The organism is Streptomyces sp. NPDC042100 (assembly GCF_055582325.1).
Genome location: NZ_JBVJDK010000004.1, coordinates 29,504 through 50,293, shown reverse-complemented (window position 1 = coordinate 50,293; position 20,790 = coordinate 29,504). Strand labels below are relative to the sequence as shown.

Below are 20,790 nucleotides of genomic sequence, written 5' to 3'. Positions count from 1 at the left end.
CTCCAGAGAAGAAGACCCGCGATGAACCACCCCGCCCCCGCCGACCTCGTCCTCACCCGGGGCCGCGTCCACACCGTCGACCCGGCGCTGCCGGAGGCCGAGGCCCTCGCCGTCCGGGACGGCCGGATCGTCTGGATCGGCGCCGACACAGACGCCCGGGCCTGGGCGGGCCCCGGCACCCGCGTCCTCGACGCGGGGGGCCGACTGGTGCTGCCCGGCTTCGTGGACGCCCACAACCACGTGCGGCTCGGCTCCGACGACGCCTGCGTGCAACTCGCCGGCGCCCGTGACCTCGACGCCGTGCACGCCCGCATCCGCGCCTGGCACGCCGCCCACCCGGACGCGCCCTGGATCGAGGCAGAGGCCTTCGACTACTCCGTGATCCCCGACGGCCGGATGCCCACCGCCGCCGACCTCGACCCGGCGACCGGCGACACCCCCGCGCTCGTCCTCAGCTACGACGTCCACACCGCCTGGCTCAACACCGCCGCCCTGCGCCGCCTCGGGGTCCGCGCCGACCGCACCGACCTGCCCTTCGGCACCGCCGTCACCGACCCCGCCACCGGCGAACCCACCGGCTTCGTCAAGGACTTCGCCGTCAAGGGGCTCTCCCGCGCGGGGCACCGCGCGCTGCGCGAGCTCGGCGTCCCGTGGGCCTCGCCCGACCGGCAGTACGGGCGGCTCGCCAAGAGCCTGGACGACGCGATCCGCTACGGCATCACCACCGTCGTCGAACCGCAGAACTCGCTCGACGACCTCGCCCTCTTCCAGCGCGCCCGCGCCGAGGGCCGGCTGCGCTCCCGGATCGTCGCCGCGCTCTTCCACCCGCGCGGCACCACCGAGGCCGAGCTCGACGAATTCGCCGCCGCCGCGCAGGAGTTCGCGGACGACCGGCTGCGCGTCGGGCCGCTGAAGCTCTACATCGACGACGTCGTCGAGCCCCGCACCGCCGCCCTCCTCGAACCGTACGCGGGCTGCGGCCACCACCGGGGCGACACCTTCTACCCGCCCGAGGAGTTCGCCGGGCTCCTCACCCGGCTCGACGCGCGCGGCTTCCAGTGCTTCGTGCACGCCACCGGCGACCGGGGCATCCGCACCGTGCTCGACGCCGTCGAGCGGGCCCGCGCCGTCAACGGCCCGCGCGACGCCCGCCACCAGATCGTCCACGTCGAGTGCCTCGACCCCGCCGACACCCCGCGCTTCGCCGCCCTCGGCGTCACCGCCTGCATGCAGCCCCGGCACGCCGCCCCCGACATCGCGGGCCCCGGCCAGGACTGGGCCGAGAACATCGGGCCCGAGCGCTGGCACAAGGCCTGGCCGCTCCGCAGCCTGCACGCCGCGGGCGCCCTGCTCGCCCTGTCCAGCGACTGGAACGTGGCCGAGATGGACCCGATGATCGGCATCCACGCCGCCGTCACCCGCCGGCCGCCCGGCGGCGGCCCCGCCTGGACGGAGGGCGAGACCCTCGACGTGGCGACCGCCGTCGAGGGCTACACCATGGGCTCGGCCCGCGCCAACTTCCTGGAGCACGAGCGGGGCTCCCTCACCGTGGGCAAGCTCGCCGACTTCGTCGTGCTGTCCCGCGACATCCTCCGCGTGGCCCCCGACGCCATCCCCGGCACGGTCGCGGAGACGGTCGTCGTGGGCGGCGAGGTGGTGCACACCGCGCGGGACTAGGGCCTGTCGTCGAAGTCCCGTCGTCGCCCGCGAGGCAGACGGGAGTGTGACGACAGTCCCTAGGGGGTGTCCGGGGCGGCCCCCCGCAGGAGGGTGTTCAGGCGGGCCGCCTGCCGGGTCAGGTGGGCGCGCTCGGCCAGGTTCGGCGCCCTCAGGGCGGCCTCCGCGTACAGGCGCGCGGCCCCGGCCGGGTCGCCGTCGCGCTCGCGCAGGTACGCGGCCACCGCCGCGTACCGGGGGAGCGCGGGGTCCAGCGGCGCCAGGGCGGCCAGGCCGGCGCGCGGGTTGTCCGCCTCGCCCACCGCGACCGCCCGGTTCAGCAGCACCACAGGGCTGTCGTTCAGCCGCGCCAGCTCGTCGTACCACTCGACGATCTGCACCCAGTCGGTCTCCCCGGCCGTCGGCGCGTCCGCGTGCAGCGCCGCGATCGCCGCCTGCGCCTGGAACTCGCCCAGCCGGTCCCGGGCCAGCGCCGCCTGGAGCACCGCCACCCCCTCGGCGATCAGCGCCGTGTCCCAGCGCCCCCGGTCCTGCTCGGCCAGCGGCACCAGGCCGCCGTCCGGCGCGGTCCGGGCCGCCCGCCGCGCGTGGTGCAGCAGCATCAGCGCCAGCAGCCCCGCCACCTCGGGGTGCTCGACCCGGGCCGCGAGCTCGCGGGTCAGCCGGATCGCCTCGGCGGCCAGGTCCACCTCGCCCGAATAGCCCTCGTTGAACACCAGGTACAGCACCCGCAGCACCGTGCCCACGTCGCCGGGCCGGTCCAGGCGCACCCCGGACACCGTGCGCTTGGCCCGGCTGATCCGCTGCGCCATCGTCGCCTCCGGCACCAGATACGCCGCCGCGATCTGGCGGGTGGTCAGCCCGCCCACCGCCCGCAGCGTCAGCGCCACCGCCGACGCCGGGCTCAGCGCCGGGTGCGCGCACAGGAAGTACAGCCGCAGGGTGTCGTCCACCTCCGGGGCCGGGCCGGGCGGCGGCTCCTCCGCCACCCGGTCCTCCCGCCGGCGGCGCGCGGTGTCGGCGCGCGCCGCGTCGAGGAACTTGCGCCAGGCCACCGTGACCAGCCAGCCCTTCGGGTCCCGAGGCGACGCCTGCGCCCCCGGCCCGAACGCCTCGAACGCCTCGACCAGGGCCTCCTGCACGGCGTCCTCGGCCGCAGCGAAGTCGGCCCCGCGGCGGACGAGGACCCCGATCACACCGGGGGCGAGGCTCCTGAGCAGCGTCGCGTCCACGGCCCGGCTCACTCGGTGACGGTGGGCGGCTCGGCCAGGAACGGGCGCACCTCCAGCCACTCGTGGATCGGCTCGCCGCCCGCACCGGGCGCGGCCGAGAGCTCCCCGGCCAGCTCCACGGCCCGCTCGTAGCCGTCCACGTCGATGATCATCCAGCCGGCGATCAGGTCCTTCGTCTCCGCGAACGGCCCGTCGGTCACCGGCGGCCGCCCCTCGCCGTCGTAGCGGACCCAGGCGCCCTCCGGGGCGAGCGCCTGGCCGTCGACGAACTCTCCGGTCTTCTCCAGCCGCTCCGCGAAGTCCCGCATGTACCGGATGTGCGCCGAGACCTCCTCCGGCGTCCACCGGTCCATCGGGACGTCGTTGACGGCGGCGGGGGCGCCCCGGTAGTGCTTCAGCAGCAGGTACTTGGCCATGATGTCTCTCCTCGGTGCTCCGGCGGCCCATCCTGGCCGCTCGCACCCCGGGGACGGAGCCGGACGCGCGTTCTCGACACCGTCGGCGGAAAACTCCCGGAGTTTTTCACGGGGCGCGCGAGCCGGGGCGCAAACGGACTGGTGCGCTCGGATTTCATGATCGTAGGCTCGGCGGCATGACCGCCCAGACCAGCCCGCAGTCCAGCCCCCAGAGCGGCCCCCAGCCCGGCACGCCCGCCGCGGCCCCCTTCCCGCCGCTGCTCACCCGCCACGCCGAGGCCGAGACCTGCGCCGACCCCAGCAGTGTCATGACCCTGCTCGCCGACTCGCACCAGACGGCCGACGGCTTCACCAGCTACCGCTCCACCTTCGCCGAGGGAGCCGTGGGCGCCCCCGCGCACTTCCACACCAAGGCGACCGAGCTGTTCTTCGTCCTCAGCGGCTCGCTGCGGGTCCTGGTCGGCGAGGAGATCAAGGTCCTCGGCGCGGGCGACTTCCTCGCCGTCCCGCCGCACACCCCGCACGCCTTCGCCGCCGCGCCCGGCTGCGAGGCGGACGTGCTGTTCGTCTTCACCCCGGGCATGGGCCGCTTCGACTACCTGCGCCTGCTGGGCCGGGTCATGCGCGGCGAGGCCGACCCCGCGGAGATCGCCGCGTCCGCCGAGCGCTACGACAACCACTACTGCGACAGCCCGGTCTGGCGCGCCGCCCTGGAGGCCTGAGCCCCCGGAGGGTGAGCCCGCAGCCCGGGCCCCGGCGAGCGGCCGGGCCCCGGGCTGCGGCGCCCCTCAGTGGCCGTCGCCGCCCGAGGTGACGGCCATCCGCCGGGTGAAGGTCCGCCCGCCGTCCGCCGACTCGTACACCCCGTCCTGGGTGGCGACGAGGATCCGGCGCGCGTCCACCGCGGTCAGCGCCTGCGGGGCGCCGCCGGGCAGCACGGAGACCCGGCTCCAGGTCCCGCCCGTGTCCGAGCCGCGCAGCAGCACTCCGGACGGGTCGATGCCGAACAGGGCGTCCGGGGCGCCCCAGGACACGTACGCGACGAGCTGCTTCGACAGCGGCTCCCCGAAGGTGCGCCCGTCGTCGGTGCTGCGGACCACGCCCTCCTCGGTGGTGGCCAGCACCGTGCCCGGGGTGCCGGGCGCGACGGCGATGTCGAGCGCCTTCAGTTCCGCCCGCTCCTGCCAGGCCACCCCGTCAGGGCTGACCCGCAGCCGCCCGTTGGTGCTGTCGTAGCCGTACACGGTCCCGTCGGGGGCGGTGTCCAGGGAGTGGAAGTCCACCTCCCCGCCGAGCGACCGGGTGGTCCAGGAGGCGCCCTTGTCCGTGGAGGCGATGAGGCCCAGGTTCGAGGGGCCGCCGGTGCCGGGGGCGGGGTGGCCGCTGGCGAGGAAGGCGCCCTCGGGGGTCACGGTGAACCCCATGAAATCGTCCCTGCGCTCGCCGACCAGGGCGGGGGAGCCGTCGGCGGCGGGGGTGTAGACGCCCTCGTGGGTGGCGACGTACAGCTTCCCGGCCGAGGAGCCGACGCCGTGGATGTGGCTGAGCGCCGCCGGGGCGCCGGAGCTCCCGGCCGGTCCGGTGGCGTCGCCGGAGCCGCAGGCGGTCAGGGCGAGGGCGAGGGTCGCGGTGAGCGCGGCGGCGAGGGCGGCGCGGTGCTTCTTCATGTGTCTGTGGTCCCAGGGGTACGGGGAGGGGGCGGCCCCGCACGAGGGTGCGGGGCCGCCCGGGGCGTGGCGGAGGCCGGCGGGACCGGCCGGGGCCGGTCAGAGGCGGGCGAGGATCTTCTTCAGCTGGGCGATCTCGGCGGCCTGGGTCCGGACCACGTCGTCGGCCACCCGCTTGGCCGCCGGGTCCGCGCCGTCCCGCTGCTCGGTCCTGGCCATCTCGACCGCGCCCTCGTGGTGGGCGATCATCAGCTCGGCGAACCTGCGGTCGAAGGCCCTGCCCTTCAGGGCGGTGAGGCCGGCCATGTCCTTCTCGGACATCATCCCGGCCATGCCGTGGCCGCCGCCCATCGACTCGGGCTTGCCCCAGGTCCTGAGCCAGGCCCGCATCTTCCGGATCTCCGGGTCCTGGGCCTTCTCGATCTCGCCGACGAGCTTCTTGACCTCGGCGTCCTCGGCCCGCCCGGCGGCGAGCCCCGCCATCTCCAGGGCCTGCTCGTGGTGGGGGATCATCATCTGCGCGAACATCACGTCCGCGTCGTTGAAGGCGCCGGGAGTGCCGGGCGCCGCGGAGCCGGAGCCGGAGCCGGCGCCCGTCGCGGAGGCGGACGCGGAGGCGGAGCTCTTCGCGCCGTGGTCCATGCCGTCCATGGAGTCGCCGGAGCCCGAGCAGGCGGCGAGCAGGAGCCCGGTCGCGGCGACGGCGCCGGTCAGGGCGAGCTTGCGGGCGGTGGTGCGGGTGGTGGTACGGGTCGTGAGGGCACGCATGGTGAACACACCTCGGATGCTGTCGTTCGTGCGGGAAAGGGACGTACGCGTGTGGCCGGACACGGGCGCGGCGAGGCGCCCGCGGTGGCGGGGGCGGTACGGCCTAGGTCCGCAGGACCGACAGCTGGGCGAGGTCCGGGGGCCGCGGCGGCGCGTTCGGCCCGAGGGAGGGGAGCAGCCGCGCGGGGAGCGGGACGGCCCCGTCCGGACGGCGGCCGAGGGCGGCCCGGAGCAGGACGGCGAGCAGCCAGGCGCCGAGGACCGCCACACAAAGCGTGGTCATGTCCATCCCGGTACCCGAGTCGTGGGTGGACCCGTGGGCGCCGTCGCCCGCCGCGCCGCCCGGGACGGCGGTGCGCCCGCCGTGCGCCGGGGCGACGTCCGTCACTCCGCTCGCGCCGGCCGTGCCCGTCGAGCCGGTCGCGCCCGTCGCGCCCGTCGCGCCCGTCATGGGGCTGACGGCCGACGCACCGGCCGGGTCCGAGGGGCCGGTCACCCGCGTCAGGTCCGGCGGGGCCACCGCGCGCGCCGGAGCGCCCGCCCCGGCGCCGTGGCCCTCGGCCTGGGCGGCCGGACCGGAGGCGCCCTCCGGGTGGCCGACCGAGTGCATCACGAAGACGCCGAGCGCGAGCACGACGACGAGCAGCAGGTGCGCCAGGGCGCCTCCCGCTCGTGCGGCGCCGCGAACAGCCCGTCCCACGTGCACGTCTTCCACCTCCGGTCCCGACGATACCGAATCCGGAGCCCATACCCCGCATGGGTACCCCGGCGTGCTTCCGCGCGCCCCCTGGCGTATCGGCGCCACGCCGGTGACAGCACCCGGCCCGCCGTCCCACCCTGATCACGCGGCGCCCCCGCGTCCCGCCGGGCCGCCGTGACCCTCCCGGGAGGCACCCGTATGTCGATCGTCGTCACCTTCGCCGGCCGGACCCCGCTCCCCACCGCGGGCTCCTGGTACCAGATCTGGTCCTACCGGGTGCAGCCCTCCGGACCGGCCGAGCTCCGCCCCGGGCAGCGGATCGCCCTCGCCCTCCCGTCCGACGTGGACCTGCGCGACCCGGCGCTCTTCCCCGGGGTGCCCGCCCTCGACGGGGCCTTCGTCGAGCCGGACCCCGGCTCCGGGCGGCAGTACGCGGGCCGCACGGTGCCGGCCACCGGCCCGCTGGTCCTCTCCTTCGTCGCCCCGCCCACCGAGTCCGACCGCGACCTGCTGCTCGTCACCCGGAGCACCGGCCAGCCGTGGACCGTGACCCCCTTCGCCACCACCTCGGGCGGCCCCACCGGACCGGTCCGGGTGCTGACCGCGCCCGTGCCGGGGCCGGTGCGCACCGGCCGGCCCGTCATGGAGTTCGCGGGCACCCTCCCGTACGCCAGCGAGCTCTTCGGCGTCTACCAGCCGCTGCCCGGCTGGCTCGGCCACTCCGGCGCCGGCCGGCTCGCCGCGCGGCTCGCCCCGCGCCCCGGCCCCTCGGCCTTCGCCGGGCCCGCCGCCCGCGCCCTGGAGGGCCCCGGGCTCGCCGCGCTCGCCGCCTTCGTCGGCCAGGACCCGCCGACCGAGGGCATCCTGTCGCCGGTCGGCCTCGTCAACCTCTTCCGGCAGTACTTCTTCGAGTTCGACACCTTCCTCGGCGCGCCCGCCGGGCACCTGTGGCTCAGCCCCGGCGGCATGGTGGAGCTCGTGGAGACCACCACCCGCCGCACCCTCGTCGAGCGGACCGCGAGCCAGTCGGAGGAGACCACCCGCAGGTCCGAGGAGAGCCTCACCGACCAGAGCGACGTGGCCGACGCCGTCAAGGAGTCCAACGCCAACGACACCTCCCTCGGCGCGACCGTCTCCGCCGGCGGCTCCTTCGCCGGGGTCTACCACGCCGACGCCAGCGCCAGCTACGCCACCAAGGCGACCACCCAGAAGTCCTCCGAGCTCACCCACAAGCACACCCGGACCCAGAGCTCCAAGGTCAGCAGCGAGATCCGGCGCAACTTCACCACCACCTTCAAGACGGTGACGGAGACCACCGACACCTCCAGCCGCCGCTACGTCGTGCAGAACACCACCGACCGGCTCGCCAACTACGAACTGCGCCGCAAGATGCGCAAGGTGGGCGTCCAGGTGCAGCACATCGGCACCCGCATGAGCTGGCAGGTCTTCGTGAACGCGCCGGGCCGGGTGCTCGGCCTCGGCGAGTTCGTCGACGTCGTGCCCGCCCCCGACCTCACCTCGCTGCGCAAGCCCGAGCCGCCCGAGCCGCTCACCCCGGTCCTCACCACCTTCACCGGCACCTTCCCCATCCAGGAGCACCCGGACAGCACCAACGCCCCGCACAACGACGCCGACTGGAGCCGCCAGGACGGCTTCGACCGCCTGTGGCGCGGCGAGGAGGACGAGTACATCGTCGCCGACTTCGACTACGGCGCCCTCCCGCCCGCGCCCGGCTACACCCTCAGCACCAACCCGGACTACGTGCAGTTCGTCTCCGCGAAGAACGGGCACGGCACCGACGCCAAGTTCCTCGTCCGGTACGTCATCCAGCGCCCCGACACCGGCCGGTTCCAGGTCCGCGCGGACCACGTGCACTTCGGCGGCACCTCCACCATCACCTTCACCCTCCAGCTCCGCTGGGAGCCGCCGCCGGTGAACCCGGCCCAGGTCGCCTACGAGGCGGCGCTCGCCCAGTACGAGAAGGACGTCGCCGCCCTCCAGCGCAAGGCCTACGCCGCCGCCGTACGGGACCGGACCGGCCTGCTCAGCAAGGTCCGGCCGCGCCCCGCCGAGGACCTGCGCAAGGAGGAGCGGCACTCCGTCTTCGCCCATCTCCTCGCACAGCTCCGCCTGTTCGACCCGAGGGACGCGCACCTGGAGGCCGAGCTGATCCGGCAGATCTTCGACGTCGACGAGATGCTCTACTTCGTCTCGCCCGAGTTCTGGCGGCCCGGCGACACCGCCGACCCCGCCGGGCCCGACTCGCTCGGCCGCTATCCGGTGCCGCCCGCCCGCTGGGAGGGCGCCGACGGCGACCCGCTCGCCGGGGAGACCGTCCCCACCGCCTACTCCCGCACCAGCTCCCACAACGCCCCGGACGCCAAGGGCCCCACACCGGAGCGGGAGTGGCGGGTCGACTACCTGATCACCGCCGACTCGCAGCCCGCGCCGATGGGCAGCTCGCTCGGCTGGCTCGTCCAGACCGACGGCGACGAGCGGCGCAACGAGTTCCTCAACTCCGCCTGGGTCAAGGCCGTCCTGCCCATCCGCCCGGGACACGAGCCGGAGGCGCTCGGCTGGCTCGCCAAGGCGGGTGTCGAGGGCGAGGCGGCGCTGGGACGCCCCTACGCCTGGCAGGACGGCGACCCCGACGCGTACCGGGACAAGACCATCGGCGAGGTGCTCGACCTGCTCGCCGCCGAGCTCGCCGAGGCCAACACCAGCGTCGCCCGCACCCTCGCCGGCGAGCAGGTCTTCGAGACCGGCTTCGACCCGCTCGCGGGCGGCTTCCGGCCCGCCGAGCCCTACCAGGTCTTCGACCAGTGGATCGAGGTCCTGCCCACCGACCAGGTCGTCGCCGTGGAGGTCGCGTACGACCCCAAGACCGGCCAGCAGCTCTAGGCCCGGCCCCGCCATGCCCGCCACCCGCTATGTGCACGCGACCAAGGGCGTGCGCTCCGGCCGCTTCGACAGCGAGGCGAAGCCGGCCAGGACCGTCGCCGACGCGCTGCGCGCCGCCGCCCCCGGCGACACGGTCGTCATCCTCGACAACGCCGTCTACCGCGAGGCCGAGCTGGTCCTCGACCGGCCCGTCACCCTCACCAGCGCCCACCTCCTCAAGCACCCCGGCGCCGACCCCGCCGCCCCCGGCTTCGACCCGCGCGTGCTGCCCGCCCTGCACGGCGGCGACCGGCACCGGGTGCTGCGGATCGGACCGCCCACCCCCGCCGGGCGGCGCGGCTTCGGCCCGGTCACCGTCCGAGGGCTGCGGATCACCGGCGGCCACGCCACGCACACCGCGAGCGACCCGGGGCTCGGCGCGGGTGGCGGGATCGCCGTCATCGACGCCGACGACGTCCTCGTCGAGCGCTGCGTCATCAGCGGCAACCGCACCGAGACGGCGCCCTTCCGGGCCTGGCCGGAGAGCGACCGGACGGCGCTGCGCGCGGCCGTGCTCGACCTGCTCGGCGACATCCTGCCCGCCGGGGCGGTCGGCGCCGTCAACCACACGGTCGACCTGGTCAACGGGATGCTGAGGCTGGTCGGCGGGATCCCCCCGCTGCCCCGGATCGACCGGGCCAAGCTGCTCGCCGAGGCGTCCCGGCGCTTCGACGCCCTGGTGCCGCCCGGCACCGTCGCCATGTGGCTCGCCGGGCAGTCCTTCGGCGGCGGGGTCGCCACCGTCTGGGCGGGCCCCACCCTGCGCCACTGCCTGATCCGGGGCAACACGGCCGAGGGCCGCGGCGGCGGCCTCGCCGTCGTCGGCTACGGCTGGCCCACCCTGGAGGGCTGCTGGATCGACCGCAACGCCTCCGGCCGCCGGGGCAGGCTCGACGGCGGCGGCGTCGGCTGCGAGGTGTCCGTCCCGGGCCGGCTCACCCGCGACCTCAGCGAGCTCGACCTGATCACGTTCCTCGCCTCCCGGGCCACCGCCGCCCGCACCGCCGTGCTCAGCCCCGGCACCGTCGTCGGCCTCACCCCCGGCGAGCTCTACCGCTACCTGCGCTGGCTCCTGAACCCCCTCGAACCGAACCCGGTCCTCGCCAAGACCCCGCGCATCCTCGCCGACCTGGTCAGCGGCCGGCCCGACCAGGCCGTACAGCTCGCCTTCTACGCCATCGCCGCCTCGGCCCTGCGCCTGGACCGCTGGTCGGCGTGGAACGAGCGGGAGATCGCGGACGCCCGGCGCGAGGCCGTGACCCTGCGCGAGTGCCGGGTCACGGGAAACACGGCGGCCGACGACGGCGGCGGGCTCTACGCCTCGGTGCTCTCCCCGGTCCGGCTGCTGTCCACCGAGGTCAGCGGCAACCGGGCGGGCAGCATGGGCGGCGGCGTCCGGATCACCATGGGCTCGGCCGGCGCCTTCGAGCGGTGCCTGATCAAGGACAACGTCTCCCGGGGCCTCGAAGCGCCGCCCCGGCCGGGCGAGCCGCGCCGGGCGAAGCCGGGCGGCGGCGGGATCTCCGCCCGCAACGCCGACCTGATCCTCACCGGCACCCGGGTCACCGGCAACCTCACCTCCGACCGGCCGGGCGGCGGGATCGTCCACTACGCCGACACCGAGGGGAACATGGGCGGCGTGCCCGACATGTGGACGGCGATCCTGCGGGAGGTCTTCGGCGTCACCGAGGTGGCCGTCCGCGCCGACGCGACCAGCGAGATCAGCGGCAACGGCTGCGGCTACGACGAGCACCGCGTCCCGCTCGCCCGCCCCCGCTTCGCCAAGGGCGGCGGCGTCTTCGTCCTCCAGGCGACCTTCCCCGACGCGCCCCGGGTGGAGGTGGTGCTGGCCGCCGTGCGCCGGACCGTGCACGGCAACACGGCGCTCACCCGCGGCTACCCCTCGGCGGTGCGGCCGGGCACGACCATCGCCACGGCGAACGACACCTGCCTCCAGGACCTGCTGGGCCACCGGGAATGGACGGAGGCCAACGACGCCCCCCTGCTGGGGGGCACCGCCGACCTCCGCTTCCGGCCATGAGCCCGGCGCGCGCCGGGCCCCGCTCACTCCGGCGGCTCACCCGCCATCGCCGCGGCGAGCCGCAGGTGCGGGGCGGCCTCCGCCGCCCTGCCCTGCCGCTCCAGGGTGCGGCCGAGCATCAGCCGGGCGTAGTGCTCGACCGGGTCGCGCTCCAGGACCACCCGCAGCTCCTCCTCGGCGCGGGACAGCTGGGCGGAGTGGTAGTAGGCGCGGGCGAGGAGCAGGCGCTGGGCCGTCTGGTCCGGGTGCTCGGCGACCAGACCGCGCAGGATGCGGACGGCCGTCGGGTACTCCTTCGCCTCGAAGAACAGCTGGGCACGGTCCCACCGTTCGCCGGCGGTCCCGAACTCGAAGTACGTCTCCTCGCTCACTGCTCTGGCTCTCTCTCCGGTGGGCGGAAATGCTGATGCCCGTCCAACACCGCCCTGTGGTTGAACATTCCACGGATATTCACGGCGCGGGTCCACGCCCTACCGGGGACCTCCGGACCCCCGACAGGAATAGGTTGAACGCCATGAGCAATCTTGATCGCCAGGCCGCCGTCCAGGTCTGCGGCGGACGCGGCTTCGTCGTCGCCGAACCGGTACGGGAACTCCTCAGCCCCCGCCACGTCCAGCTCGGCGAATCGACCGAGGTGCGCCGCCTGCTCCCCAACCTCGGCCGCCGCATGGTCGGCGCCTGGGCCTTCGTCGACCACTACGGCCCCGACGACATCGCCGCCGAACCCGGGATGCAGGTGCCGCCCCATCCGCACATGGGCCTGCAGACCGTCAGCTGGCTCCACGAGGGCGAGGTGCTGCACCGCGACTCCACCGGCAGCCTCCAGGCCATCGGCCCGCGCGAACTGGGCCTGATGACCTCCGGCCGGGCGATCTCCCACTCCGAGGAGAGCCCCCGCCCACACGCCCGCTATCTGCACGGCGCGCAGCTGTGGGTCGCCCTCCCCGACGCCCACCGCCACGTCGAGCCGCACTTCCAGCACCACGCCGACCTCCCGCACGTCACCGCCCCGGGCCTGACCGCCACGGTGATCCTGGGCGAGCTCGCCGGGGCGGTCTCCCCGGGCACCGCGTACACCCCGATCACGGGTGCCGACCTCGCCCTGACCGCCGGTGCCGAGGTCCGCCTGCCGCTGGAGCCGGACTTCGAGTACGCGGTCCTCGCGATGTCCGGCGAGGCCCACGTCGACGGGGTCCCCGTTCTCCCCGGCTCGATGCTCTACCTCGGCTGCGGACGCAGCGAACTCCCGCTGCGGGCCGCGTCCGACGCGGGGCTGATGCTCCTGGGCGGCGAGCCGTTCGAGGAGGAGATCGTGATGTGGTGGAACTTCGTCGGCCGCACCGACGAGGAGATCCGCCAGGCCCGCGAGGACTGGATGACGACCACCCGCTTCGGCGAGGTCAAGGGCTACGACGGCGACCGCCTCGACGCCCCGGACGTCCCGCCGACACAGCTGAAGGCGCGGGGGCGGGTGCGCTGAGCCGCGGGCCGTCCGGCCGGCCGGGTGCCGGGGCCGGCCGCGTAGGCTCGGGGGGTGTCCTCCTCGCGTCTGCACCGTGTCGCCGTCCTCGTGCTCGACGGGGCGAAGCCGCTGGACGTCGGCATCCCGGCGCAGGTCTTCACGACCCGGGCGAGCATGCCGTACGAGGTGCGGGTCTGCGGGGCCGCGCCGGGGCTGGTGACCGGGGGCGACGGGCTCGCCTACCACGTCGCCCACGGGCTCGACGCGCTCGCCTGGGCCGACATCGTCTTCGTCCCCGGCTACCGCTCCCCCGACCGCGACGACCCGCCGCCGGCGGTCGTCGCGGCGCTGGTCGCCGCCCACGACCGGGGCGCGCGGCTCGCCGCCATCTCGACCGGCGCCTTCGCGCTCGCCGCCACCGGGCTGCTCGACGGGCGCCGGGCCACCACGCACTGGCACTACGCCCGGGCCCTCAAGGAACGCCACCCGCTCGTCCTCGTCGACGAGAACGTCCTCTTCGTCGACGAGGGCACCCTGCTCACCTCCGCCGGGGCCGCCTCCGGCATCGACCTGTGCCTGCACATCCTGCGCGGCGACCTCGGCGTCGCCGCCTCCAACCACGCGGCCCGGCGGCTGGTCGCCGCGCCCTACCGCAGCGGCGGCCAGGCCCAGTACGTCCCCCGCAGCGTCCCCGAACCGCTCGGCGAGCGCTTCGCCACCACCCGCGAGTGGGCCCTGCACCGGCTCGGCGAGCCCCTCACCCTGGACGCCCTGGCCCGGCAGGCCGGCGTCTCGCCGCGCACCTTCTCCCGGCGCTTCGTCGAGGAGACCGGCTACACCCCGATGCAGTGGGTCATGCGGGCCCGCGTGGACCTCGCCCGCGAGCTCCTCGAACGCTCCCAGCGCGGCGTCGAGCAGATCGCCGCCGACGTCGGCCTCGGCACCGGCGCCAACCTCCGGCTGCACTTCCAGCAGATCCTCGGCACCTCCCCGGCCGAGTACCGGCGGACCTTCACCCGGGGGGAATGAGCCGTCTCCGGCGTCCGCGCACGGGGTGGCGAGATCCTTGCGAACCATGGCGATCCCGCCACTGTCATGGACGCCTCCAGCGCGCGAGCCTGGAGGCAAGAGGGAAGGGACACCACTCATGACTCGCATCGCCATCAACGGATTCGGCCGCATCGGACGCAACGTGCTGCGTGCCCTGCTGGAGCGCGACAGCACCCTGGAGGTCGTCGCGGTCAACGACCTCACCGAGCCCGCCACGCTCGCCCGGCTGCTCGCCTTCGACAGCACGGCCGGCCGCCTCGGCCGCCCGGTGAGCGTCGACGGCGACGTCCTCGTCGTGGACGGCCGCCGGATCAAGGTGCTCGCCGAGCGCGAGCCGGCCGACCTGCCGTGGGCCGAACTCGGCGTGGACATCGTCCTGGAGGCCACCGGCCGCTTCACCTCGGCCAAGGCGGCCCGCGCGCACCTCGACGCGGGCGCCCGCAAGGTCCTCGTCAGCGCCCCCTCGGACGGCGCCGACGTCACCCTGGCCTTCGGCGTCAACAACGACGCCTACGACCCGGACGTGCACACGATCGTCTCCAACGCCTCCTGCACCACCAACGCGCTCGCGCCGCTCGCCGCCGTCCTCGACGAACTCGCGGGCATCGAGCACGGCTTCATGACGACCGTGCACGCCTACACCCAGGAGCAGAACCTCCAGGACGGGCCGCACCGCGACGCCCGCCGCGCCCGCGCCGCCGGCGTCAACATCGTGCCCACCACGACCGGCGCCGCCAAGGCGATCGGCCTGGTGCTGCCGAACCTCGACGGCAAGCTGTCCGGCGACTCGATCCGCGTCCCGGTCCCGGTCGGCTCGATCGTCGAGCTCAACACGACCGTCGCCCGCGAGGTGACCCGCGAGGACGTCCTGGCGGCCTACCGCACCGCCGCCGAGGGCCCGCTGGCCGGCGTCCTGGAGTACTCGGACGACCCGCTGGTCTCCTCCGACATCACCGGCAACCCCGCCTCCTCGATCTTCGACTCGGCCCTCACCCGCGTCGACGGACGGCACGTCAAGGTCGTCGCCTGGTACGACAACGAGTGGGGCTTCTCCAACCGCGTGATCGACACGCTGAACCTGCTCGCCGCCGGCTGAGCCGGAGCCGAGGCGCCCACGCGGACGGCCCGCGCCCCCTCCCCGGGGCGCGGGCCGTCTTCGTACCGCCGTGTCCGACGCCGTGTCCGCGGGCCGTCCGGACGCCGTGTCCGGATGCCGTGTCCCTGCCGGCCCGTCAGGCCAGGTGGACCGGCAGGTCGTACAGGTCGTTCTGGGTCAGGACCGGCTTGTTGCGCAGCTCCTCGCGCGGCACCGCGAGCCGCAGCCCGGGGAAGCGCGCGTACAGCGCCGGCAGCGCCACCCCGGCCTCCAGGCGCGACAGCGCCGCACCCGGGCAGACGTGCGGGCCGTGCCCGAAGGAGATGTGCCGGTTCGGGGTGCGGGTCACGTCGAAGGCGCCGGCGCTCTCGCCGTGCTGGGCCTCGTCGCGGCCGATCGCGCCGAAGGACACCACGAGCCCCTCGCCCTTCGGCAGCACCTGGCCGCCGACCTCGATGTCCTCGGCGGCGAACCGGATCAGCACGTGCGAGGTCGGCGTCGACCAGCGCAGCGTCTCCTCGATCACGTTCTCCCACGGCACCTCGCCCTTGAGGACGAGCTCCCGCTGCTCCGGGTGGGTCTCCAGCGCCACCACGGCGTTCACGATCAGGCTGATCGTCGTCTCGTGGCCGGCCGCCACCATCAGCTGGAGGGTGTTGGTGATCTCCTCCGTGGTCAGCCGGTCGCCGTCCTCGGAGGCCTCGATCAGCGCGCTCGTCAGGTCGTCGCCCGGCGTCTCCTTCTTCGCCGCCACGATCCCGGCGAACAGCGCGCCGAGGTCCGCCATCATCTGCGGGACCTCCTCCGGCGGCGTCTGCGTCGAGAAGAACTTGTCGAACAGCGCCTTCAGCCGCGGGTGGTCCGCCGCGTCCACGCCCATCAGCTCGCTGATCACGTTCATCGGCAGCGGGTAGGCGAACTCGGCCTTCAGGTCGACGGTCTCCCCGTCCGGGCGCTCCGCGAGCCGGTCGAGCAGACCCGTCGTCAGGCCCTCGATCCCGGCCCGCAGCCGCTCCACCCGGCGGGCGGTGAGCGCCTGGGCGACCAGGGTGCGCAGCCGCCGGTGCTCCTCGCCGTCCACGGTCAGCATCGACTTGCCGGGGTTGGCCAGGCCGATCAGCGGCCAGTCCAGCGGGATCTCGCCCCGCTGCCAGGCGCCCCAGACGCCGATGTCCTTGACCAGGCGCGCGTCGGTGAGCAGCGCGCGGGCCTCGGCGTGCCGGGTCACCGCGTAGACGGGGACGCCGCCGGGCAGCACGACCCGGGCCAGCGGACCGGCGGCGCGCAGCCGGGCGCCCTCGCCGTCGAGGTCGCCGACGAAGGGGTCGAGGACGATCGGCTCGGCACCCGAACCGGCGGTGTGGTCGAAGGGGCAGCTCATGCGTGGCCTCCAAGGGCGGGGGTCGGGGTGTACGTGACGGGGAGCGCGGTCAGTCCCCGCAGCCACGGGGACGGACGGCGGGTCAGGCTGTCCTCGGGCGCCGCCAGGTCCACGTCCGGGAGCCGGTCGAGGAGTACCTCGATGCCGGTCCGCGCGATGGTCTCGGCGACCTCCTGCGCGGGGAAGGGGCAGCGGTGCTCGCCGTGGCCGAAGGAGAGGTGGGCGTTGTTGCCGCCGGTGAGGGCGGCCCCGGCGTCGGCCCGTACGTGCGGGTCGGCGTTGGCGGCGGCGAGCCCGAGGAGCACCAGGTCGCCCCGGCCGATCATGCGCCCGCCGAGGTGGGTGTCGCGGGAGGCCCAGCGCCCGGCCACGTTCTGGGTCGGGGTGTCCTCCCACAGCACCTCGTTCATGGCCTCGCCGACGCTGTGCCGGCCGCCGGAGAGGGAGGCGGCGAAGCGGTCGTCGGTGAGCATCAGGCGCAGCGAGTTGCCGATCCAGTCGGCGGTCGGCTGGTGGCCCGCGGCGAGCATCACCATGAGGTCCTGGGCGACCTCCTCGACGGTGAAGCCGAGTGTGTTGCCGAGCATCCGGGAGGCGACGTCGTCGCCGGGCTCGGCCAGCTTGGCCGCCAGCAGCGCGGCCATGGAGCCGGCGAGGTGCTGCTGCCCGGCCAGCGCGTTCTCCCGCCCGTTGATCATGTCGTTCATGGCGGTGACAAGACCGGGGCCCTGCTCGTCGGCGAAGCCGTAGATGCTGGCGAGGACGCGGACCGGCAGCAGCGTCGCGTACTCGGCGATGATGTCGCAGGAGCCCTTGCCGCAGAGCCCGTCGATCAGCTCGTCGGCGAAGTACTCGGCCCGCCGCTTCAGTTCGAAGGGGTCCACGGCCTCCAGGGCGGCGGAGATGACCCCGGCCCGCTCGCGGTGCCGCTCGCCGACGGTGTAGAGGATCGACGGCTGCTTGCGCCCGATCATCGGCAGCAGCGGCCAGTCGGCGGGGATCGCGTCCCACTGGTTCCACAGGTCGGAGTCGCGGGAGAACAGCGCCGGGTCGCTGGTGACCTGGTGGAGTTCGCGGTAGCCGAGCACCAGCCAGGCGGGCACGTCGCCGTCGAGCAGGACCGGGGCGACCGCGCCGTGCTCGCGGCGGATCCGGCGGTACAGCTCGGTCGGGTCGGTGTGGAACCGCGGTCCGCTCAGCGGGACGGGCGCGGGCTCGGTGGGGGTCACGGGGCGGGCTCCGGTATCGGTTCGGGGTGGGGCTGCGGGTGCGCGGCGTTCGGGCGCCCGCTGGGCTCGGTGATCGCCTTCAGGTGCTCGACGAGGGCGATCAGGACCTGCTTGCTCGACTCGCGTGAGCGGGCGTCGCAGAAGACCAGCGGCACCTCCTCGGCCAGGTCCAGGGCGGCCCGGATGTCGGCGGGGGAGTGCGGGGTGCCGCCGAAGTCGTTGCAGGCCACGACGAAGGGCGTGCCGTGGTGCTCCAGCCGGTCCACCGCGTACCAGGAGTCGGCGATGCGCCGGGTGTCGACGAGCACGACCGCGCCGAGCGTCCCGGAGAACAGCCGGTCCCACAGGAACCAGAACCGCTCCTGGCCGGGGGCGCCGAACAGGTAGAGCACGTTGCGCGTGTCGAGGCTGATCCGGCCGAAGTCGAAGGCCACCGTCGTGGCGGTCTTCGCCGCCACCCCGTCGGTGTCGTCGATCTCCTCGCCCGCCTGCGACATCGTCTCCTCGGTGTTCAGCGGACGGATCTCGCTGACCGAGCGGACCAGGGTGGTCTTGCCGACCCCGAAGCCGCCGACGACGACGATCTTCAGCCCGTTGTCGGCGGTGCTGTCGAGGGCCCGGGTGGCGGGAGCGGCCGGCTGCGGTTCAGAGGTTACGGAGTCCAACGAGCACCTGCTCCAGGATGTCGTGATCGGGAAGGCGGTACGTGGAGGTGCGGGGGTGCCGCGCGCTGATCCGGCCGGTGTCGTGCAGGTCCGCCAGCAGGATGCGGGTGATCGACACGGGCAGTCCGAGCCCGGCCGCGACCTCCACCACGGCGGTGGGGAAGCGGCACAGGCGCAGGATCGCCGCGTGCTCCGACTGCATGCCGGGCACCGGGTCGCACTCGGCGACGATGAGGGTGACCACGTCGAAGGCGGTGGAACCGGAGCTGCTGCGTCCGCCGGTGAGGGTGTAGAGCCGGTCGGGAGAGTCGTCCCGACCCGGCCTGACGCGGCTCATCCCCGGGGCCTCGCGACGAGGTGCTCGCCGAGCTGCTCGACCAGCTCGGTCATGTTGTGTCCGACGAGCCCGGCGTCGGCCTCCTCGTCGGCGACGAGCGCGAGGTGGGCGCCCTCGCCGGCCTCGACGATGAAGAGGATGCCGCCGTAGAACTCGGCCATCGCGGAGCGCACTCCGCCGGTGCCGTCGCCGAACTCGACGGAGGCGCCGTGCGACAGGCTCTGGATGCCCGCGGAGATCGCGGCGAGCTGGTCGGCCTGGTCGACGGAGAGCCCGGTGGTGCGGCAGAGCTTGAGGCCGTCGCGGGAGAGCACGAGGGCGTGCCGGGTGCCCGGGGTCCGCTCGAGGAGCCCCTCCAGGAGCCAGCTCAGCTTCTCGTCGGTGGTGGTGCCGGTCATCGCGGATCGCCTTCCGGAAGGGGGTGGTTCGAGGACGGCGGCGTGGCGGGGGCGACCGCCTCGTCGGGCGCGGAGCCGTCGCTTACGGGTGCGGGGGCGGCGCCCTCGGGGGCCGCGGCCTCGTCGCGGGGGGCCTCCGCGCCGCGCACGGCCCGGTGGAAGCCGCCGAAGCGGGTCGAGGCGGTGGCCGCGTCGGCGGCGCGGGGTGCGGGCCGGGCGGCGGGGCGGGTGGCCTCCTGGTGCGCGGCGAGGGTCTTGCCGCGGCTGCGCCGGGGCAGCACGAGGCCGTCGGGACCCTCGGGGCCGCCGGGGCCGGTGGCACCGTCGGCCGGGGAGGCGTGGTCGGCCTCGGGCTCGGCGGCGGGCGCGCTCGCGGCGGCCGCGGTGGGGGCGGCGGCCGGGGTCGCGGCCCCGGTGGTGGCGCCGCCGGTGCGCGGGGCCGGGACGCCGGGCATCCGGGCGGGCGCGACGGGGGCCTCGGGGCCCTGGCTGATGATCTCCTGGGGCAGCATCAGGACGACGCCGGTGCCGCCGCGCGCGGAGGGCCGGAAGGAGACCGACAGGTTGTGCTTGCGGGCCAGCCGGCCGACGACGTGCAGGCCGAGCCGGGTGCCGGAGAGGCCGGCGAGGTCCCGCGAGGTGGCGTCGACGGCGGCCTCGGCGCGCCGGAGCTGGACGTCGCCCATGGTCAGGCCGCTGTCCTCGACGGTGATGACGACACCGGCGGGGACCTCCTCCACGTACACGTGGACCTCGGCGCTGGGCGGCGAGAAGTTGGCGGCGTTGTCGAGGATCTCCGCGAGCGCGTGCATGACGCCCTCGGCGGCGTGCCCGGCGACGGCGGCCCCGCTCTTGGAGTGCAGCCTGACCCGCTGGTAGCCGGCGATGCGGCCCATGGCGCCGCGCAGGATCGACTCCATGACGATCGGGCGGGCCCAGCGGCGGCCGGAGCGGGCGCCGGTGAGGACGGCGACCGAGTCGGCGAGCCGGCCCGCCTGGGCGGTGCGGTGGTCGAGGTGCAGCAGGTCGGCGAGGACGTCCTCGTCGGCGTGCCGGTGCTCCATCTCGCGCAGGTCGGCCATCATGCTCGTGGCCAGGGCCTGCATCCGGCCGGCCGCGTTGGCGGCGGCGGCCAGGGCGGCGGAGCGCGCCGACTCGGCGCGGCGGACCCGCTCCTCCAGGCGCGCCGCACCGGCGGCGTGTTCGGCGGCGAGGCGTTCGGCCTCGGCGCGGTGGCCCCGCGCGAGCTCCTCGGCCTCGGCGCGGTGCCGGGCCACGAGGGCCTCGGCGCGGGCGGTGTGCGCGGCGGTCTCGGCCGCGGCACTGGCTTCGTGACGCTCCTTCAGCGCCTCGGCCTCGCGCTCGGCGGCGGCCTGGCGGTGGGAGGCGTAGGCGTCCTGGGAGGAGACCTGCGCGGCCAGCCGTTCGGCGCGCTTGGTCTGGATCCGCAGGGCGCGCGCGTACCAGGTGACGGCGCACGCGGCGGCGGAGAGGAGCAGGACGCCGCAGGCGGCGAACCAGGCGATGGGGGAACGCACGTCGGCCGGGGCCGCGGTGACCGCGGCGACGGTGAGCGCGCCGCCCGCTGCCGCGGTCAGCAGCGAGGCGATCAGGGCAGGGCGGAACGGGGTGGGTGACGCCGACATCAACCGGACTCTCGAGAGCAGGCAGGGGAGGTGCGGGAACGACCGCACTATAGAGGCGTTCTTGATCGTTTAGGAACCAGGGTGA

19 protein-coding genes are annotated in these 20,790 nt (G+C 75.0%); 7 read left to right on the top strand and 12 right to left on the bottom strand.

Annotated features, from left to right (window positions below; translation table 11 throughout):
• Positions 1 to 21: 21 nt before the first annotated feature.
• Positions 22 to 1,677 (top strand): amidohydrolase, encoded by a 1,656-nt coding sequence (locus ACZ6J5_RS10145; protein WP_469389701.1) that lies wholly within the window; start codon positions 22 to 24, stop codon positions 1,675 to 1,677.
• A gap of 59 nt (positions 1,678 to 1,736) precedes the next feature.
• Here the strand turns inward: ACZ6J5_RS10145 and ACZ6J5_RS10140 are convergent, their stop codons facing one another.
• On the bottom strand, positions 1,737 to 2,909 hold the full coding sequence (locus ACZ6J5_RS10140) for an RNA polymerase sigma factor (RefSeq protein ID WP_469390506.1): 1,173 nt from the start codon (positions 2,907 to 2,909) through the stop codon (positions 1,737 to 1,739).
• 8 nt (positions 2,910 to 2,917) lie between these two features.
• Positions 2,918 to 3,325 carry a YciI family protein gene (locus ACZ6J5_RS10135; RefSeq protein ID WP_469389699.1) on the bottom strand — a complete coding sequence of 136 codons (408 nt, stop codon included), beginning with the start codon at positions 3,323 to 3,325 and terminating at the stop codon, positions 2,918 to 2,920.
• A 176-nt stretch (positions 3,326 to 3,501) separates the two neighbouring features.
• On the opposite strand from ACZ6J5_RS10135, the gene ACZ6J5_RS10130 reads away from it, so the two are divergent.
• Positions 3,502 to 4,047 carry a cupin domain-containing protein gene (locus ACZ6J5_RS10130; RefSeq protein WP_469389697.1) on the top strand — a complete coding sequence of 182 codons (546 nt, stop codon included), beginning with the start codon at positions 3,502 to 3,504 and terminating at the stop codon, positions 4,045 to 4,047.
• Positions 4,048 to 4,113: 66 nt separating this feature from the next.
• Here the strand turns inward: ACZ6J5_RS10130 and ACZ6J5_RS10125 are convergent, their stop codons facing one another.
• From ACZ6J5_RS10125 to ACZ6J5_RS10115, 3 genes are all read right to left on the bottom strand, one after another.
• Positions 4,114 to 4,992: a F510_1955 family glycosylhydrolase gene (locus ACZ6J5_RS10125; protein ID WP_469389696.1), complete on the bottom strand. Its 879-nt coding sequence runs from the start codon at positions 4,990 to 4,992 to the stop codon at positions 4,114 to 4,116.
• Between the two features lie 99 nt (positions 4,993 to 5,091).
• Positions 5,092 to 5,760 carry a DUF305 domain-containing protein gene (locus ACZ6J5_RS10120; RefSeq protein WP_469389694.1) on the bottom strand — a complete coding sequence of 223 codons (669 nt, stop codon included), beginning with the start codon at positions 5,758 to 5,760 and terminating at the stop codon, positions 5,092 to 5,094.
• A gap of 103 nt (positions 5,761 to 5,863) precedes the next feature.
• Positions 5,864 to 6,466: a hypothetical protein gene (locus tag ACZ6J5_RS10115; protein WP_469389692.1), complete on the bottom strand. Its 603-nt coding sequence runs from the start codon at positions 6,464 to 6,466 to the stop codon at positions 5,864 to 5,866.
• 192 nt (positions 6,467 to 6,658) lie between these two features.
• Between ACZ6J5_RS10115 and ACZ6J5_RS10110 the strand changes: the two genes are divergently transcribed.
• Positions 6,659 to 9,361 (top strand): hypothetical protein, encoded by a 2,703-nt coding sequence (locus tag ACZ6J5_RS10110; RefSeq protein WP_469389690.1) that lies wholly within the window; start codon positions 6,659 to 6,661, stop codon positions 9,359 to 9,361.
• Positions 9,362 to 9,374: 13 nt separating this feature from the next.
• The gene (locus ACZ6J5_RS10105; protein WP_469389688.1) at positions 9,375 to 11,441 is read left to right on the top strand and encodes a hypothetical protein; all 2,067 of its coding nucleotides are present in this window, start codon (positions 9,375 to 9,377) and stop codon (positions 11,439 to 11,441) included.
• A gap of 23 nt (positions 11,442 to 11,464) precedes the next feature.
• On the opposite strand, the gene ACZ6J5_RS10100 is transcribed toward ACZ6J5_RS10105, so the two are convergent.
• Positions 11,465 to 11,812 carry a tetratricopeptide repeat protein gene (locus tag ACZ6J5_RS10100; protein WP_469389686.1) on the bottom strand — a complete coding sequence of 116 codons (348 nt, stop codon included), beginning with the start codon at positions 11,810 to 11,812 and terminating at the stop codon, positions 11,465 to 11,467.
• A gap of 143 nt (positions 11,813 to 11,955) precedes the next feature.
• Here ACZ6J5_RS10100 and ACZ6J5_RS10095 point away from each other — a divergent pair, with 143 nt between their 5' ends.
• From ACZ6J5_RS10095 to gap, 3 genes are all read left to right on the top strand, one after another.
• Positions 11,956 to 12,921: a pirin family protein gene (locus ACZ6J5_RS10095; RefSeq protein WP_469389684.1), complete on the top strand. Its 966-nt coding sequence runs from the start codon at positions 11,956 to 11,958 to the stop codon at positions 12,919 to 12,921.
• A 54-nt stretch (positions 12,922 to 12,975) separates the two neighbouring features.
• On the top strand, positions 12,976 to 13,932 hold the full coding sequence (locus tag ACZ6J5_RS10090; RefSeq protein ID WP_469389683.1) for a GlxA family transcriptional regulator: 957 nt from the start codon (positions 12,976 to 12,978) through the stop codon (positions 13,930 to 13,932).
• A gap of 118 nt (positions 13,933 to 14,050) precedes the next feature.
• Positions 14,051 to 15,049: a type I glyceraldehyde-3-phosphate dehydrogenase gene (gene gap / locus ACZ6J5_RS10085; protein ID WP_469389680.1), complete on the top strand. Its 999-nt coding sequence runs from the start codon at positions 14,051 to 14,053 to the stop codon at positions 15,047 to 15,049.
• Positions 15,050 to 15,185: 136 nt separating this feature from the next.
• Here gap and ACZ6J5_RS10080 read toward each other — a convergent pair whose 3' ends face one another.
• Genes ACZ6J5_RS10080 through ACZ6J5_RS10055 form a run of 6 tightly spaced genes read right to left on the bottom strand, consistent with a single transcriptional unit; the run spans position 15,186 to position 20,705 of the window.
• Positions 15,186 to 16,430 (bottom strand): cytochrome P450 family protein, encoded by a 1,245-nt coding sequence (locus ACZ6J5_RS10080; RefSeq protein WP_469389678.1) that lies wholly within the window; start codon positions 16,428 to 16,430, stop codon positions 15,186 to 15,188.
• Positions 16,427 to 17,659, bottom strand: a complete 1,233-nt coding sequence (locus tag ACZ6J5_RS10075) for a cytochrome P450 (protein WP_469389677.1) — start codon at positions 17,657 to 17,659, stop codon at positions 16,427 to 16,429. The genes ACZ6J5_RS10080 and ACZ6J5_RS10075 overlap by 4 nt, the downstream gene beginning before the upstream one ends.
• On the bottom strand, positions 17,656 to 18,324 hold the full coding sequence (locus ACZ6J5_RS10070) for a GTP-binding protein (protein ID WP_469389675.1): 669 nt from the start codon (positions 18,322 to 18,324) through the stop codon (positions 17,656 to 17,658). The genes ACZ6J5_RS10075 and ACZ6J5_RS10070 overlap by 4 nt, the downstream gene beginning before the upstream one ends.
• Positions 18,305 to 18,661, bottom strand: coding sequence for a DUF742 domain-containing protein (locus ACZ6J5_RS10065; protein ID WP_362474014.1), 357 nt, complete (start codon positions 18,659 to 18,661; stop codon positions 18,305 to 18,307). The genes ACZ6J5_RS10070 and ACZ6J5_RS10065 overlap by 20 nt, the downstream gene beginning before the upstream one ends.
• Positions 18,658 to 19,059, bottom strand: coding sequence for a roadblock/LC7 domain-containing protein (locus ACZ6J5_RS10060; protein WP_376443967.1), 402 nt, complete (start codon positions 19,057 to 19,059; stop codon positions 18,658 to 18,660). Before ACZ6J5_RS10060 ends, ACZ6J5_RS10065 begins: the two co-directional genes overlap by 4 nt.
• Positions 19,056 to 20,705 carry a sensor histidine kinase gene (locus tag ACZ6J5_RS10055; protein ID WP_469389673.1) on the bottom strand — a complete coding sequence of 550 codons (1,650 nt, stop codon included), beginning with the start codon at positions 20,703 to 20,705 and terminating at the stop codon, positions 19,056 to 19,058. The genes ACZ6J5_RS10060 and ACZ6J5_RS10055 overlap by 4 nt, the downstream gene beginning before the upstream one ends.
• Between the last annotated feature and the right edge of the window lie 85 nt (positions 20,706 to 20,790).

Bases quoted from the DNA above. Each gene is read 5' to 3' on its own strand.
- ACZ6J5_RS10095 (WP_469389684.1), top strand. From the start codon at position 11,956: ATGAGCAATCTTGATCGCCAGGCCGCCGTCCAGGTCTGCGGCGGACGC.
- ACZ6J5_RS10055 (WP_469389673.1), bottom strand. From the start codon at position 20,705: ATGTCGGCGTCACCCACCCCGTTCCGCCCTGCCCTGATCGCCTCGCTG.
- ACZ6J5_RS10125 (WP_469389696.1), bottom strand. From the start codon at position 4,992: ATGAAGAAGCACCGCGCCGCCCTCGCCGCCGCGCTCACCGCGACCCTC.
- ACZ6J5_RS10145 (WP_469389701.1), top strand. From the start codon at position 22: ATGAACCACCCCGCCCCCGCCGACCTCGTCCTCACCCGGGGCCGCGTC.
- ACZ6J5_RS10065 (WP_362474014.1), bottom strand. From the start codon at position 18,661: ATGAGCCGCGTCAGGCCGGGTCGGGACGACTCTCCCGACCGGCTCTAC.
- gap (WP_469389680.1), top strand. From the start codon at position 14,051: ATGACTCGCATCGCCATCAACGGATTCGGCCGCATCGGACGCAACGTG.
- ACZ6J5_RS10060 (WP_376443967.1), bottom strand. From the start codon at position 19,059: ATGACCGGCACCACCACCGACGAGAAGCTGAGCTGGCTCCTGGAGGGG.
- ACZ6J5_RS10110 (WP_469389690.1), top strand. From the start codon at position 6,659: ATGTCGATCGTCGTCACCTTCGCCGGCCGGACCCCGCTCCCCACCGCG.
- ACZ6J5_RS10135 (WP_469389699.1), bottom strand. From the start codon at position 3,325: ATGGCCAAGTACCTGCTGCTGAAGCACTACCGGGGCGCCCCCGCCGCC.
- ACZ6J5_RS10120 (WP_469389694.1), bottom strand. From the start codon at position 5,760: ATGCGTGCCCTCACGACCCGTACCACCACCCGCACCACCGCCCGCAAG.
- ACZ6J5_RS10080 (WP_469389678.1), bottom strand. From the start codon at position 16,430: ATGAGCTGCCCCTTCGACCACACCGCCGGTTCGGGTGCCGAGCCGATC.
- ACZ6J5_RS10105 (WP_469389688.1), top strand. From the start codon at position 9,375: ATGCCCGCCACCCGCTATGTGCACGCGACCAAGGGCGTGCGCTCCGGC.
- ACZ6J5_RS10130 (WP_469389697.1), top strand. From the start codon at position 3,502: ATGACCGCCCAGACCAGCCCGCAGTCCAGCCCCCAGAGCGGCCCCCAG.